Source organism: Ekhidna sp. (assembly GCF_965228795.1).
Classification (GTDB): Bacteria; Bacteroidota; Bacteroidia; order Cytophagales; family Cyclobacteriaceae; genus Ekhidna.
In genome coordinates this window covers 2322482-2338027 of the sequence record NZ_OZ245839.1, presented here as the reverse complement: position 1 = coordinate 2338027, position 15546 = coordinate 2322482, and the positions used below count along the sequence as shown (strand labels likewise).

General features: G+C 40.9%; 11 protein-coding genes and 1 tRNA gene. 2 read left to right on the top strand and 10 right to left on the bottom strand.

Annotation, left to right across the window (positions count from 1 at the left end; genetic code table 11):
- Window positions 1–2 precede the first annotated feature (2 nt).
- Genes ACQK2H_RS10400 through ACQK2H_RS10390 form a run of 3 tightly spaced genes read right to left on the bottom strand, consistent with a single transcriptional unit; the run spans window position 3 to window position 2160 of the window.
- Window positions 3–563 (bottom strand): 1-acyl-sn-glycerol-3-phosphate acyltransferase, encoded by a 561-nt coding sequence (locus ACQK2H_RS10400; RefSeq protein ID WP_425391374.1) that lies wholly within the window; start codon window positions 561–563, stop codon window positions 3–5.
- Complete coding sequence (locus ACQK2H_RS10395) at window positions 560–1213, bottom strand: hypothetical protein (RefSeq protein ID WP_425391373.1); 654 nt, start codon at window positions 1211–1213, stop codon at window positions 560–562. The genes ACQK2H_RS10400 and ACQK2H_RS10395 overlap by 4 nt, the downstream gene beginning before the upstream one ends.
- A gap of 2 nt (window positions 1214–1215) precedes the next feature.
- A complete protein-coding gene (locus ACQK2H_RS10390; protein ID WP_425391372.1) occupies window positions 1216–2160 on the bottom strand; it encodes an acetyl-CoA carboxylase carboxyltransferase subunit alpha in 945 nt (314 codons plus the stop codon).
- Between the two features lie 130 nt (window positions 2161–2290).
- Between ACQK2H_RS10390 and ACQK2H_RS10385 the strand changes: the two genes are divergently transcribed.
- Both ACQK2H_RS10385 and ACQK2H_RS10380 read left to right on the top strand, forming a co-directional pair.
- Window positions 2291–2364 (top strand) — tRNA-Asp (locus ACQK2H_RS10385).
- 1056 nt (window positions 2365–3420) lie between these two features.
- Window positions 3421–9720, top strand: coding sequence for a T9SS type A sorting domain-containing protein (locus ACQK2H_RS10380; protein ID WP_425391371.1), 6300 nt, complete (start codon window positions 3421–3423; stop codon window positions 9718–9720).
- A 370-nt stretch (window positions 9721–10090) separates the two neighbouring features.
- On the opposite strand, the gene rplT is transcribed toward ACQK2H_RS10380, so the two are convergent.
- From rplT to ACQK2H_RS10345, 7 genes are all read right to left on the bottom strand, one after another.
- The gene (gene rplT, locus ACQK2H_RS10375; protein ID WP_425391370.1) at window positions 10091–10432 is read right to left on the bottom strand and encodes a 50S ribosomal protein L20; all 342 of its coding nucleotides are present in this window, start codon (window positions 10430–10432) and stop codon (window positions 10091–10093) included.
- Between the two features lie 139 nt (window positions 10433–10571).
- A complete protein-coding gene (gene rpmI, locus ACQK2H_RS10370) occupies window positions 10572–10766 on the bottom strand; it encodes a 50S ribosomal protein L35 (protein WP_349567321.1) in 195 nt (64 codons plus the stop codon).
- Between the two features lie 26 nt (window positions 10767–10792).
- Window positions 10793–11347: a translation initiation factor IF-3 gene (gene infC, locus ACQK2H_RS10365; RefSeq protein ID WP_425393136.1), complete on the bottom strand. Its 555-nt coding sequence runs from the start codon at window positions 11345–11347 to the stop codon at window positions 10793–10795.
- Between the two features lie 71 nt (window positions 11348–11418).
- The gene (gene thrS, locus ACQK2H_RS10360; protein ID WP_425391369.1) at window positions 11419–13362 is read right to left on the bottom strand and encodes a threonine--tRNA ligase; all 1944 of its coding nucleotides are present in this window, start codon (window positions 13360–13362) and stop codon (window positions 11419–11421) included.
- Window positions 13362–14429 carry a tetratricopeptide repeat protein gene (locus ACQK2H_RS10355; protein WP_425391368.1) on the bottom strand — a complete coding sequence of 356 codons (1068 nt, stop codon included), beginning with the start codon at window positions 14427–14429 and terminating at the stop codon, window positions 13362–13364. Before ACQK2H_RS10355 ends, thrS begins: the two co-directional genes overlap by 1 nt.
- Before the next feature lie 37 nt (window positions 14430–14466).
- Window positions 14467–15246 carry a helix-turn-helix domain-containing protein gene (locus ACQK2H_RS10350; RefSeq protein WP_425391367.1) on the bottom strand — a complete coding sequence of 260 codons (780 nt, stop codon included), beginning with the start codon at window positions 15244–15246 and terminating at the stop codon, window positions 14467–14469.
- Entirely contained in the window at window positions 15246–15530 is a 285-nt protein-coding gene (locus ACQK2H_RS10345) for a hypothetical protein (protein ID WP_425391366.1), read from the bottom strand. The genes ACQK2H_RS10350 and ACQK2H_RS10345 overlap by 1 nt, the downstream gene beginning before the upstream one ends.
- Window positions 15531–15546: the final 16 nt, after the last annotated feature.

Sequence of the window (15546 nt, the reverse complement as noted above, 5' to 3'; positions counted from 1 at the left end):
TTTTATTTCACACCATCCTCAGGATTCTTTCCTGTGAATTTTCTGAAGTAGTCTTTAATCTTTTCGATCTCGGTATCCATATCTGCACCTGCAGGGGGATTATACGGCTCATCTATAAATACCGTCTTGGTGGCATAATCAAACCCAATTTTTACAATAGGCACTTCAGCTTTTACTGCTATTCTATAAAAACCGGTCTTCCATCTTGGAGAATAGCTTCGTGTACCTTCAGGCGTAATCGTCATCACAAACTCTTCTCTCGTTTTAAATAGATCAACTACCTGATCAACGAGCTGCGTACTCTTGCGCTTATTCTTCCTATCTACCGGAACACCTCCAATTGATTTGAGAAATAAACCAACCAATGGGATTTTGAAAAGCTCCTTTTTTGCTAAAAAATTAGGGTGAAAACCAATCACATTTCTTGCTCCCCAGCCAACAAAGAAGTCCCAATTGCTGGTATGTGGCGCAACGATGATTACATACTTCTTAAGATCCGGCTTTTTACCGTCAACCTTCCACCCAAAAAACTTATATAAACGTGCTAATATGAAACTAATCATTTCTCAGGATATTCAGCGTAAGCGACTAATGCAGAATCTAATTTACTTCCTTTTTCCACGATCAACTCATACTGACTTACCTTACTGTTGATTAGCATTTTATAAACAATCAGCATATTGATGAATTCCTGAGTGACCTGAGGTGTGCCGGATGGATCATTAAAACTTGAATTTTTAATCAGCCACGGTAAGATATTGGAATTGTAAAACTCAACCTGCCCCTCTCCTCTTAGTTTAGCCTCCTGAACATAGACTGTATGATATTGTGAAAGACTTTTTCGTAAATCAAAATCTTCGATTAAGTCAAGCTTACCTGATGAAACCACAGAATTAAAAGTGACATTCTGAGGCGTATAATTGGTATAACCTAATCCTCTTCGTACATAGTAGGCCATACTGTCCAAATTAGTTTCTGAGGCATTTACAGCTTTCTCTAAAAATGAGGCTCTGGATTTATTATTTGGTATTTGATAATCTGTAAAGACCGCTCTATCATTCCTCAATTCTTCCAGAAAAGAGTTGATCATATCGTTTCTCTCACTTTGCAACCTTTTGGTTTCGGAGTATTCATTGATATAGAATGCCAACGAAACACCAATAATCACAGCGAGAAAATTCAGGATATGATCAGACCAGTTGATGTTTTTCATGCTTACTTATAAGCGCCCATGGAAGAGAATTTCTCTATCCTATCGTTGATTCGCTCTTGTGGCTTTTTAGCTGATAAAGCTTTGATTTCTTTAAGGATGACTTTCTTTAATTCGCTTGACGCTTTATTTAAGTCTGAATGTGCACCACCTAAAGGCTCTTTAATAATCCCATCAATGAGTTTATTTTTCAGCATATCATCAGCCGTAAGCTTTAGAGCCTCTGCAGCCTGCTCCTTGTAGTCCCAGCTTCTCCAAAGAATCGAAGAACATGATTCAGGGGAAATAACAGAATACCAGGTATTTTCCATCATAAATACTTTGTCACCAATTGCGATTCCCAGCGCACCACCTGATGCACCTTCACCTATAATGATGCAAATAACCGGTACTTTAAGCATGGTCATCTCCTTCAGGTTTCTTGCAATCGCCTCACCCTGTCCTCTTTCCTCCGCTTCCAAACCTGGAAATGCTCCGGGGGTATCTATTAATGTTACGATTGGTTTATTAAACTTTTCCGCCATTTTCATCAGGCGAAGGGCTTTACGGTATCCTTCCGGATTTGCCATACCGAAGTTTCTCATCTGGCGTTGCTTGGTGGATCTCCCCTTCTGCTGACCAATAAACATGACTGTCTGATCGCCAATTGTACCAAAGCCACCAACCATTGCTTTATCATCTTTCACCGTTCTATCGCCATGAAGCTCGATGAAATCGTCAGTTATTTCATAGATGTAATCCAGCGTATAAGGTCGATCCGGATGACGTGAAAGCTGCACCCTCTGCCACCTGGTGAGGTTGCCATACGTCTCCTTTTTCAATTTCACTATTTTCTTTTCAAGTTGATTTACCGCATCTGATACATCCACGTCACTGGTCTTAGCCAGTTCTTTCATGTCGGCAAGCTTAGATTCTAATTCAGAAATTGGTTTTTCAAAGTCTAATAACATAGGATTGAATTTGCTAGGACAAACTTACTGTGAAAGGACTAAACAGTTTGAAAATATTCTTAAGAAAAATTGTCAATCGGTATTGCGTAGGAAAAGATAAGCTCTTACTTTTGCAACGCTTTTGTAGCACGGTCCGGTAGTTCAGTTGGTTAGAATGCCTGCCTGTCACGCAGGAGGTCGCGAGTTCGAGTCTCGTCCGGACCGCTAGAAGCACAAACCCATCTCTTTTTGAGGTGGGTTTTTTTGTTAGAAATTTATGGAGGTCACTAGTTCGACAAAACGTTTGCCGGTCTCATCCGGACCGCTAGAAGCACAAACCCATCTCTTTTTGAGGTGGGTTTTTTTGTTAGAAATTTATGGAGGTCACTAGTTCGACAAAACGTTTGCCGGTCTCATCCGGACCGCTAGAAGCACAAACCCATCTCCTTTGAGCTGGGTTTTTTTGTTAGAAATTTATGGAGGTCACTAGTTCGACAAAACGTTTGCCGGTCTCATCCGGACCGCTAGAAGCACAAACCCATCTCTTTTTGAGGTGGGTTTTTTGTTAGAAATTTATGGAGGTCACTAGTTCGACAAAACGTTTGCCGGTCTCATCCGGACCGCTAGAAGCACAAACCCATCTCCTTTGAGGTGGGTTTTTTTGTTAGAAATTTATGGAGATCACTAGTTCGACAAAACGTTTGCCGGTCTCATCCGGACCGCTAGAAGCACAAACCCATCTCCTTTGAGGTGGGTTTTTTTGTTAGAAATTTATGGAGATCACTAGTTCGACAAAACGTTTGCCGGTCTCATCCGGACCGCTAGAAGCACAAACCCATCTCCTTTGAGGTGGGTTTTTTTGTTAGAAATTTATGGAGATCACTAGTTCGACAAAACGTTTGCCGGTCTCATCCAGACCGCTAGAAGCACAAACCCATCTCCTTTGAGGTGGGTTTTATTAGAAACCATGAATGATGTAAATGATCAGCCGTAACAGTTCGTCACCGCATGCCGTTCTGGGGCAGATATCAAAAAACTCTCTTTTGAAAGAAAATCATTGATGCTTATTCACTGTGATGATAAAAAGGTGCATAAGCAACTAATCACATCAACTTTATCTAAGAATCAGTCCAGACACCCCCCTTTCGATACATTTCATCGAAAAAATTATCAAATGCTAATTTATAAAAGTTATTTTCGCAATATATAATCTAGGGTAAATCCAATTAATCTGGACACACCGTAAATGATTGTTAATTGAGCGAAACCTGATACTTGCAAATGAGACACCTTTACACCGCATGTCTTTCACTGACACTTCTTTTTTTATTTAACATTTCTTTTTCTCAAGATCGATGCGCGGCACGTGCTGATTTTGACTGGGATGATCATACAGGCACCCCTACTGGAAATACATATTCTGACGAATCTGTTGATTTTACTTTTTCTGTGGCAGGAGACGGTGGCATAACCAATAATACTACAGGTGCAAATTTTCCCTCTGGATTTGCAGAGTTTAACACCGCTTGGGAAATCACCCAAAATGATAACAACATCAACACTTTCACGATTGACTTTAATGGTGATTTTTTATATGATTTTTGTTTCACATTGCTGGATGTAGATGATGCTGGCAGCATCGATCTTGTGACTGTAAATGGATACGATGCTTCCAATGGCCTAATCACGCTCGCCGCAGGAGACCTGAGCAACCAGGGCGGTAGTATTCAATATAATGGAAATAACGAGTTTGAAGGTACCGGTGCATCTCCAAACTTTTTCGGTTTAAACCCAGTATCTAATGTAACTATTTGTTTTCCATCCCCTGTGCAGCGAATTGAAATTGTTTTTGATAGCAATAATGGAGGCGGTGCTCAAGATTTTGGAATAGGCGATTTTGATTATTGTGCACAGGATTTTGATAATGATGGTATCCAAAATGATGTTGATACGGACTCTGATGGTGATGGAATTCCTGATTCTACTGAAGGGGACTCAGCTGGAGACGCAGACGGTGACGGCATTCCTAACTTTGCCGATACTGACTTCACCACTTTCACTGATGCCAATGGTGATAATGTAAATGATAACCTAGATACAGACCTTGATCAAGCTCCAGATGCACTAGATCTTGATTCTGATGGTGATGGAATACCTGACTTTACAGAAAATCTTCCACTTGATGGAGGCAACCCTGCTGATACCGACGGTGATGGAACGGATGATTACCTGGATAGTGATTCGGATGAAGATGGTGTGAGTGACTTCATCGAGGGAAATGATATCGATTTTAACGGAGTGGCAGATATTGCTACAGCTGCAGGAACAGATGCAGATGGAGACGGCATTGACGATAATTTTGATACAGTTAATGGACGAGACCAAGCAGGCAATGTGACAGGTTCAGGGGCCATAGTCGCAGCAAATCTGGTTGACGATGACACAACCCCTGACTACAGAGATACGGACGATGACGGAGATGGGGTACTTACAAGTGCCGAAATCCCAGACGGAAATGGAGACGGAATTCCAGACTACATCTCAGCATGTGAGGATGGGTCAGTTTTAAATTTTGATGGATTTGGTATAGGCACAACACCTGGACCTACGTTTAATATTGATGCTGTAAATATTGAATTTGACTTTACGGATCCAACTAATTCCAATCAAGCTTACGAAATAGATAATGGAATTCAATCCGAAAATTATGTGCTCATTGAACAAACGACTAGTGCAGCAACTGCTATCTCGCTTTTAAAAGTGAAGTTCGACCGACCATTGGAAGGCTTTTGCTTTGATCTTCTTGAGATAGATAAGATTTCAGGAAACCATGTCGACTCTATGAATGTCAGTGTATTTAGAGATGGTGATGTGATAGTGTTGGATGGAACTAACCTAATAAATGGTGCTTCGACACAACTAAACGCAAACAACTTTGTAGTAGGGACAGCTAATAGCGATGCAGACGAGTATTTTGGAAATGTGAGGTTTTGCTTGCTACAGTCCGTTGACTCACTCGTTATTAGATATAGTAACGCAATAGCACCTGCAGGAAATCAAATAATTGGTCTTGATGACTTCTCCTGGTGTGGTATCGACCATGATTACGATGAAATTTTAGACTTTGACGATCCGGATGATAACAATAATGGTATTGCCGACATTGTTGAAGGCGGTGGCGTTGATCACTCGCTAGATACCGATGGCGATAAAATACCTGACTTTCTAGATCCCGATTTTCCTGGTTTTACCGACAGCAATGCTGATGGAATTAACGACAATGCAGACCTTGACTTGGATGGTATTCCCGATCATGTAGATAAGGATACAGATAATGACGGAATACCTGATGCTGTTGAAGTAAACAACGGCACCCTTCCTGTCAATATGGATCCGGATGGTGCCTATCCCCCGTCCTACGCACTTGCAAATGACTCAGATGGAGATGGTATCGTTGATGATGTGGATACCTCAACTGGAGGAACAGCCTTGGCAAACCCTGATACGGATGGCGATGGAGTTGATGATTTCAGGGATTTGGATTCGGATAATGACGGAATACCAGATCTAGTGGAAGCAGGTGGTGAAGATACAGATGGAGATGCAATGATTGACAGTTTTGCTGATGCTACAGGTGATGGATTGCATGATGATTATGACCCGGATGTATTTGGAACAACCTTATTGACAGGTAGCATAACTAAACGTGCACGAAATACAGATGGTGACTCACTTCCTGACTACCTAGATATTGATACTGACGGAGATGGAATAACAGATGATGTAGAAGCACAAACCATTGCTGGCTATGTTGCTCCGAGTGGAACTGATACTGACGGAGATGGTTGGGATGATAGTTATGATTCTGACAATGGAGGAACCGCACTGGTATTAATAAACTCAGACTCTGATTCAAACAATGATTATCGTGATACCGATTCAGATGGTGATGGCGTGCCTGATAGAATTGAGAGTAGAGACAGTGACTCTGACGGTGTGGCGGATCAACTAGCTTCTGGCTCAGATACAGACGGAGACGGACTTGACGACAACTATGACCCTGACGATGGTGGATCAGCAGCAGCAAATCAAGATACGGATGCTGATGGAGGGGCAGATTTCAGGGATATTGACGATGATGGTGATGGTGTCACCACAGCAGCTGAAGACTACAACACCAATGGTAATTTTGCAGATGACTTTACACAAGGAGGATCTCCGACCCCAGATTATTTATTCTTCACAAATGATCCTGATGGTGATGGAATAATCAATGCTTTAGATTTTGATGATAATAATGATGGCATACCGGATTCCGATTTAGCCACATGTTCAAATGTCAATGGAAATGGTATGACAGCTACAGAAACAGGTGGTGTTACGAATGCAACAAATGCTGAAGGTGTCGCAGACGATGTATTTGCAGTGGTTGGAAATGGTGACGTATTGACGGTCCAACTAGATGACGTAGTTCCTAATGGAGTAACATTAACGCTTAGGATGGCAAGAAGTCAAGGTGGTGGAGCAAATTCTACTTTACAAGTGTCACAATCTTTTGATAACGTCTCGTATGTTAACGCAGTAGATTACGATTTTTCTACCAATGTACTTGCTGATTATAATTATACCCTATCTGCCGATGCAGAATACATTCGCTTCACGCGAATAGCTCGCGATAATCGTGTCGATGCAATTACGTATACTTTCCAGGATTGTGTTGATTCCGATACGGATGGCGATGGCATTGTGGACCGACTTGATTTGGATAGTGATGGTGATAATATCCCTAATGCCTATGAAGCGAATGACGGAGTGTTACCCGCAAACATGGATGAAAATGGGCAGTATACAGCCGCATACGCCTCAGCAAATGATACCGATGGCGATGGTATTGTAAATGATTTAGATTCAGATGACGGTGGTACCCCACTGGCGAACGCAGATTTCGATGGGGATGGATTGAGTGATGCAATAGATGCGGACGCTGATGGGGATGGAATTCCTGATGCTATTGAGTCAATTGGTACAGATACCAATGCAAACGGAATCCCTGATTCCTTTACTGATACAGACAGTGACGGTAACCTTGACTATCGAGACGGTGACTCTGACAATGATGGAGTGCTTGATTTGAGAGAAGGTCAAACTACCGCAAGCTATAATGGTTCACCGACTGCCACAGACACTGATGGGGATGGTATATCGGACGATTTTGATGCTGATAACGGAGGCACAGCAATTACAGGTAATGACCATGACGGAGATGGAACACCTGATTTTCAAGACGATGATAGTGATAACGACGGAGTTTCGGACCTTATCGATGCAAATGACAACAATGCAGATGGTACTGCTGATGTAGCGTTAGCATCTAATGACAATGACGGTGATGGAATTGATGATTCATTTGATCCTGATGATGGCGGTTCGGCAGTTTCATTGCAAAATACAGATGGAGATGCAGAACCTGACTGGAGAGACAATGATGACGATGATGATGGTACTCCTACTGCTGATGAAAACGTAGATATCAACCCCACTAATGGAACACCGGATTATCTCGAATCTAATGGTAATACATGTGGGCCGGGTAAAATCAATAATGGAACCGGTCATGCCGTAGCTATCCAAGAAAACAATGGTGGTATTAGAGAAGATCAGGCATTGGGTGCACCGGACTATGCTGGCAGTGGAGACGATAATTCACTTCTTGCTTATATCGATGCTGCCGGAGAATATATTTCACTCGATCTTGGTGAGGTTGTGGCAGAAGGAGAAGACATATCAATAGTGACTACATCCTGGGATGGTCAGCCAGCGGCGAGTATGGATGTGAGTTCATCTTTAGATGGTGTGACTTTTGGAAATACTACTTCATTTACAGGTATTGTGTTGAGGCCAAATTCTGAAACTCGTATTTATACGGTACCAGCAGGAGGAATCAGGTATTTAAGATTTACCTGGGTTGCAAATACGCCTTATATAGATGGCGTCTCTTTCAACAGCTGTGCTGACGATTCAGATAATGATGGAGTTCAGGATGATTCAGATAATGATAGCGACAATGATGGATTGACCGATTTGCAAGAAGGAAATGGTACAGATCCTTCTGCTGATGCTGATGCTGATGGATTGGCTAATTATCTTGATCCTGATTTTGCAGGATATGAAGACCTCAACAATGATGGTATCAATGATAACTTCGATCAAGACCTTGATGGCGTACCTAATCATCAAGATCTAGATTCTGACAATGATGGACTTCCTGATGCTGTAGAAGCAAACGGTGGCTCTTTACCTGCAAATATGACTGCTGAAGGGTCATATCTTGCTTCATACGTGAGAGCAAACGATACCGATAACGATGGCCATGCAAACGATGTTGATACCGATGATGGAGGAACTGCACTAGTAAATCCTGATTCAGATAATGGCACTGGTTACGATGATGGTCTTCCTGACTTCTTGGATAGAGATTCTGACAATGATGGAATAACTGACACAGCTGAAAATAACGGTACCGATTCAAATAGAGATGGAGTCTTAGATAGCTTTGTTGATACAGATGGAGATGGATTAAATGATAGCGTTGATCCGGATAACGGCGGGTCTGCCCTATCCATTATCAACACCGATGGTGATGGGAATCCTGATTATCTGGATACAGATTCTGATAATGATAGCGCGGGAAGCCCGGGGTTAGGCGATCTGTTTGAAGGACATGATTCCAACTTTGATGGAACACCATCCTGGGATGATGACGGTGACCTGGTATTGGACACCAATGAAGGAAACATTGACCTGGATGGAGATGGTATTGTAGATGCGTTTGATCCTGATCAAGGAGGAATTGGAGCTGCACTACCAAATGCTGATGGAGACGGCCTGCCAAACTTCCGAGATGATGACGATGACGATGATGGAAACTTAACCATAACAGAGGACACGAATGGTGATGGTAATTACTTCAATGACTTCAATGAAGGTCAGTCGGGTGAATTCGCAAGTGTACCGGACTACTTGTATAATAACGTAGAACCTTTACCTGTAGAGCTCATCAGTTTTAAGGTGGAGTTATCTAATAACCAGGCGAAGCTTCTCTGGGTTACTGCACAAGAAATAAACAATGATTACTTTGAAATTGAACATTCAAACGATGGATTAATCTTTGAGGTAATTGGAAGTGTAGATGGAAATGGAACAGTAAGTACTGTGTCTAATTATTCATTCACACACAGAACTCTAAAAACAGGCTTTAACTACTATCGTTTGAAGCAGGTAGATTATGATGGCCAATTTGAATACTCTGAGATTAAAAGAATTAGTCTGGGAGCGTTTGAAGATGTATCTGTTAATATCTATCCGAATCCTACCACGAATCAGACTAACATCACCATTAATGATGGGATGGCAACATCCATAGAGCTGATCACATTGAATGGAACAATTCTAAAATCAATTAGATACGAAGAAGGAATAAACCATCACACCTTTGATGTTTCAAAGTTGAATCCGGGCATGTATCTAATTAGAGTACAAGGGCCTGATGTCAACACGATCAAAAGATTAGTTGTGGAATAAAACATTCATGATCTAGGGGACATCAGCAGGCATGAAAGCAAACCTGACAGGGTTTGGAATCCTGTCAGGTTTGTTCAGATTTGAAAAGGATTACCCTACGATCAAAATGAGACTTTCAGAAAAAAAGCTTGTGATTGAAATTGATAAATCCTGACAGAAAATATCTGTCAGGATTTTTTATTTTATGAGTCTGTTGACCTGTACCTAACAGTAACCATATACCGTGTATCGGAATAGAAAATACAAATCATAAATATCTTCCTCTTATTAATGACCTTTACTTATAAGGAGCGTGCCTGACGTTATTTATGCAACAAAAAAACCCTCACGTTTCTGCGAGGGTTCATTACTTTTTGAATGAGTAATCTTATTACTTCACTGCATCAACCACAGCTTTGAAAGCTTTTGGTTCGTTCATCGCTAGCTCTGCGAGTGCTTTTCTGTTAATTTCAATGCCTTTTGCATTTAATTTACCCATGAAAACTGAGTAAGACATTCCATGCTCTCTTGCACCTGCATTGATACGCTGAATCCATAGCGATCTGAATTCTCTTTTCTTAGCTTTTCTATCTCTGTAAGCATAAGACCATCCTTTCTCGATGGCGTTTTTGGACACTGTCCATACATTTTTTCTTCTACCAAAGTATCCTTTGGCATGCTTCATCATCTTTTTACGACGAGCTCTTGAAGCTACATGATTTACTGATCTCATTTTGTTTTGTTTTTGACGATTGGCGCTCTGTCTTTTACAGAAACTTTCAGTGTTACACGCTGGACACACCTGCCGGCCAATAATCGGGTTTTACATTTAACCTATAACCTACTTTTCAGGTCATAATTCATTAAAAAAATTACAGATTCAAAAGACGTTTGATGTTTGGTTCATCCGCCTTATCCACTACTGCCATATATCGAAGATTTCGCTTTTGCTTTGTCTCCTTCTTAGTCAGAATGTGGTTTTTGAATGCATGCTTTCTTTTAATCTTTCCAGTACCAGTTAGCTTAAATCGCTTCTTCGCACTGGAGTTTGTTTTAAGTTTCGGCATTTCTAACTCTATTCTATTTTACTTAATTATTTTTTTGCTTGCTTAGGTGCTACGAACAATATCATTCGTTTTCCCTCCATTTTTGGAAGCTGTTCTACTTTACCATACTCTTCAAGTGCCTGAGCAAACTTCAAGAGTAAGATTTCCCCTCTGTCCTTGAAAACAATCGTTCTTCCGTAGAAGTGGACGTATGCTTTCACCTTAGCTCCATCTTTCAAAAACTTGATGGCATGATTCAATTTAAAGTTGAAATCATGATCATCTGTATTAGGACCAAAACGGATCTCTTTGATCACCGTTTTTTGTGCTTTGGCCTTAATCTCTTTTTGTTTCTTCTTCTGTTCGTACTTGAACTTTGAGTAATCAATCACCTTACATACAGGCGGGTCGGCGTTCGGTGAAATCTCCACCAAATCAAGATTTTGCTCTTGTGCGATTTTGACAGCCTGCTCAATTGGGTAAACATCAACCTTCACATTGTCTCCAACCACTCTTACCTTACGTGCAGTGATTTTCTCATTTACCTTGTAGGGCTCTTCTTTTCTGATTCTGGAAGGGCCTCTTCTTCTTAGTTTAGCGATTGTACTCCTTTTTTTTAGTTGAACATTAAAACAAAACGCAAATATCGCGATTATTTACTCTTAACAAAAACTCATTTGATAAGTTCAGCCACTTTATTGTGGAAAAAACCAACAAATTCGTCTTTTTTCATAGATCCGATATCTCCAGCACCATGCTGTCTAACGGAAACTGCTCCATCTGCTGCTTCTTTTTCCCCCACGATAAGCATATACGGAATCTTTTTCACTTCTGAATCACGGATTTTTTTTCCAATTTTTTCATCTCGTTCATCAATAAATCCGCGTATATCCTGCTCCTGCATTTCCAGATAAAGTTGCTTCGCATAGTCGTGATACTTTTCTGAAATTGGAAGTATTGCAATTTGCTCTGGTGCTAACCATAGCGGAAAATCTCCTGCGCAATTTTCAATCAGAATTGCAATGAAACGCTCCATTGAACCAAAAGGTGCTCGGTGAATCATCACCGGTCGATGCTTTTGATTATCACTTCCTACATATTCCAATTCAAACCTTTCAGGCAAAGTGTAATCTACCTGAATGGTTCCTAACTGCCATTTTCTTCCAAGTGCATCTTTGACCATAAAATCAAGTTTAGGACCATAGAATGCCGCTTCACCTAACTCAACTACTGTACTCAAGCCCTTCTCTTCAGCGACCTCCTGAATTCCTCTCTCTGCTTTCTCCCACGCCTGATCGCTACCGATGTATTTATCCGGATTTTCTGGGTCACGCAGGGATATTTGGGCGGTAAAATCTTCAAACCCAAGAGATTTAAAGACATAAAGCACCAAATCAATCACTTTGGCAAATTCGCTTTTTACCTGATCGTCCGTACAGAAAATATGTGCATCATCTTGAGTGAAGCCTCTCACCCGGGTAAGTCCATGTAACTCCCCACTTTGTTCATATCGATACACTGTTCCAAATTCTGCATAGCGAATAGGAAGATCTTTGTATGACCTTGGTCTTGATTTATAAATTTCGCAGTGATGTGGGCAGTTCATTGGCTTTAGCAAGAACTCCTCATCTTCCGCGGGTGTCTTAATCGGTTGAAAGGAATCTTCACCATACTTTGCATAATGCCCGGAAGTGACGTACAGCTCCTTCCCTCCTATGTGCGGTGATACTACCGGATCATATCCTGCCTTTAGCTGGGCTTTACGCATGAAGTTCTCAAGTCGTTCGCGCAGAACTGCTCCTTTAGGCAACCACAATGGAAGTCCTTTTCCTACTTTATCTGAAAATGTAAATAGATCTAACTCTTTACCGATTTTTCTATGATCTCGCTGCTTTGCCTGCTCTAGTAATTCTAGATACTCTTTGAGTTCTTTCTGTTTTGGAAAAGAAATAGCATAAAGACGTGTCAGTTGCTTATTATTCTCATCTCCTCTCCAATACGCACCCGCCACATTTAAGATTTTTACAGCTTTGATGTATCCGGTATGAGGAATATGTGGTCCTCTGCAGAGATCCGTGAAATTTCCCTGATTGTAAAAGGTTATACTGCCATCTTCCAGGCCGTCTATTAGCTCAAGCTTATACTGATCCCCCTTCTCTTTGTAATACTTGATTGCATCAGCCTTGGAAATTTCTTTACGAGTGAATTCATTCTTTTCCCTCGCCAGTTCCAACATTTTCTGTTCGATGGCCTCTAAATTGTCAGCATCAAATTCCTGATCTCCAAAATCTATATCATAGTAGAAACCATTCTCAATCGGAGGTCCAATACCCAATTTGATCCCCGGATAAAGGGCTTCCATTGCTTCAGCAAGCAAATGAGCAGAAGAGTGCCACATAGTTGATTTCCCCTCCTCATCATTCCATGTAAGCAGTTGCAGATTAGAGTCTTCCACAATTGGACGAAAAGAGTCTCTTACTTCTCCATTTACTTTGGCTGCCAGGACATTCCGAGCTAAGCCTTCACTGATACTTTGTGCAATATCCAATGCGGTACTTCCTTTATCGTAAGTACGTTTGGATCCATCGGGTAGCGTAATGGTGATTTGATCACTCATTAATTTTCAATTTTTTTAGGTTCTAATTCTAATGCAGGAATTTTATTTTCCTCAAATTTTAAGCGCTGCAAATATGCAATTTTTCGCTGTATAAGCTCGATTCTTTGACTAGCTAATGTATCATCCGGATGCAATTCTTCCAATTGCTCAAGGTACCGCATAGCATACAGCAGCCAGCCCCTGTCTTCATATAACCTACCAATCCTCCACAAAGCCTTCCTGTCGCTTGAATCTCTTTCAATTAACCTTTCAAGAATCAGTGCGGCTGAATCCCATTGTTGATCTTCTACATACAAGTCAGCTACTAAATAGGTCGCGGTATCTTTATCTAACTCAGCCATCAATATATTTCTGGCTTCCTGCTTTTTATCAATACCTCTAAGAACAGAAGCGTAGACTAGCTTCCTGTCAAATTGCAATGGATAATTCTGCGTATAGTCTTTAAGTACGGCAACCCCTAAATCATTATAGCCCAGCTTAATGAGAAGCATACCATACTCCCACATCAGTTCATCATTGGGGTTTAATTTATAAAGCTTACTCAGATTATACACTGCCATTGCTGTATCATCTAGCATCAGATATTTGCTCGACGCGAAAGCCAGATCATCTGCAGATTGATTGCTAATTAAGTAAGAACGTAACTCTCTTTTGGCTCTATTCTGTTTTCTGCTTTTAACCAGGCAATCAATATATAGTGAAGGGTATTCCGTTTTAATACCGTATTCTTCATCCCAACTATCAAACAAATCCAGCAATGCTCTAAAATGATCATGTATTTGATAGTAAGCCATGTATTGACGAACCAATTGATTGCTCATTCCAAACATTTCCTTTTGAGCATCAAGTGCCGAAATGCAAGTCGTGGGCCAGTTCAGCTGTTCACAGTAGAATATCTTTTGATCGACCAACCGATCGTTTTCAGGATCTGACTTCAACTTATCATTAATTTCCTCTAGCGCAGCTGAATAGAATCCTGCATGAAGTTTGGGTACTTCAATTTTATCCTTGTGAGGAGACACACAAGAAATCAGAATTATGAATACGATTAAGAAAGACCCTTTCATTTCAGGGTCAAAGTTAACCTGAAAGGAACGCAAAAAGCTATTGGTCTGTGCTCTTCTTTAAGCGTTCTACATCATTTCTTAAATTACCTATCATACCCATTAACTGATCCATTGAAAGATCATCTGTTGAGTTAGGATCTGGAAATTCAACGGAGATATACGCCTTAGCTTCCCATATCTCCATTACCTCAGATGGATCCAGTTCATAAGCACTGAATGATTTATTATCAGAGACCAGAAATAGCTTGCCTTCTTCTTCAATGTAATTAAAGACTCGTTTATATACCACACCTTCAGATTGTGTGACCAACACATATGTATTTCCATTGCGGATGTGATCCAGCTGCTCAATATATTTCCCAACAATAATGCTTCCTGAAACAATTGGCAACATGGAATCCCCGGCTATTTCAAAGGCTCTGTACGTGCCTCCCTTCGGTAATACAGGAAGATGGAACCTTGGCAAATCTGTCAAATACTCAGGATCCGAATAACCATTGGTATATCCGGCGGCTGCTTTGGTTGGTACCAATTGGATGTATTCTTCGTCAGCATCTTCATCTACTGTTACGGCCAACACTTTCACATTCTGTTTAGGAATCCTGTTTTCTTTTGTCAGGTCTTCGCTAATCAATTCATCTACAGTGACTTCAAAAAGCTCCGCCATCTTAGACAATGTAGTTAAACGAGGATCAGCGCGACCCTCTTCATACGCACCAACAGATGGTCGGTTAATCCCCAATGCCTGAGCGAATGTTTCTTGGGTATACCCTTTCTTCTTTCGGAGATACTTGATGTTATTGGGAATTCGTGCCATTATTCGAAGATCATTAAGTTAGAGGGTTGTTGTTCACGTCCGACATTAAATAGATGGAAATGACGATACTCGATGCTTTTATCCAATTCTTTCAGTTTTCTCCGTATACGGGTTATAACGGACTTTAAGGTTTCCTCGGCTTCTACCAACACATATCCGTAGAGTTCTTTTTCACCTCTTATAGTTGCGAAGAATTTCACTTGATATCGACCTGACTGAAGCTTTTTGGAAGAAATCCTCAGCTTGTAGTAGTCATCTAATATCAAATCCTTTGCTAATTGCATCAATCTGGTTTTGATG

What these genes read in the sequence shown, in the direction of transcription:
- ACQK2H_RS10400 (WP_425391374.1), bottom strand. Translation starts at nt 563, where the DNA reads ATGATTAGTTTCATATTAGCACGTTTATATAAGTTTTTTGGGTGGAAG.
- ACQK2H_RS10395 (WP_425391373.1), bottom strand. Translation starts at nt 1,213, where the DNA reads ATGAAAAACATCAACTGGTCTGATCATATCCTGAATTTTCTCGCTGTG.
- ACQK2H_RS10390 (WP_425391372.1), bottom strand. Translation starts at nt 2,160, where the DNA reads ATGTTATTAGACTTTGAAAAACCAATTTCTGAATTAGAATCTAAGCTT.
- ACQK2H_RS10380 (WP_425391371.1), top strand. Translation starts at nt 3,421, where the DNA reads ATGAGACACCTTTACACCGCATGTCTTTCACTGACACTTCTTTTTTTA.
- rplT (WP_425391370.1), bottom strand. Translation starts at nt 10,432, where the DNA reads ATGAGATCAGTAAATCATGTAGCTTCAAGAGCTCGTCGTAAAAAGATG.
- rpmI (WP_349567321.1), bottom strand. Translation starts at nt 10,766, where the DNA reads ATGCCGAAACTTAAAACAAACTCCAGTGCGAAGAAGCGATTTAAGCTA.
- thrS (WP_425391369.1), bottom strand. Translation starts at nt 13,362, where the DNA reads ATGAGTGATCAAATCACCATTACGCTACCCGATGGATCCAAACGTACT.
- ACQK2H_RS10355 (WP_425391368.1), bottom strand. Translation starts at nt 14,429, where the DNA reads ATGAAAGGGTCTTTCTTAATCGTATTCATAATTCTGATTTCTTGTGTG.
- ACQK2H_RS10350 (WP_425391367.1), bottom strand. Translation starts at nt 15,246, where the DNA reads ATGGCACGAATTCCCAATAACATCAAGTATCTCCGAAAGAAGAAAGGG.
- ACQK2H_RS10345 (WP_425391366.1), bottom strand. Translation starts at nt 15,530, where the DNA reads ATGCAATTAGCAAAGGATTTGATATTAGATGACTACTACAAGCTGAGG.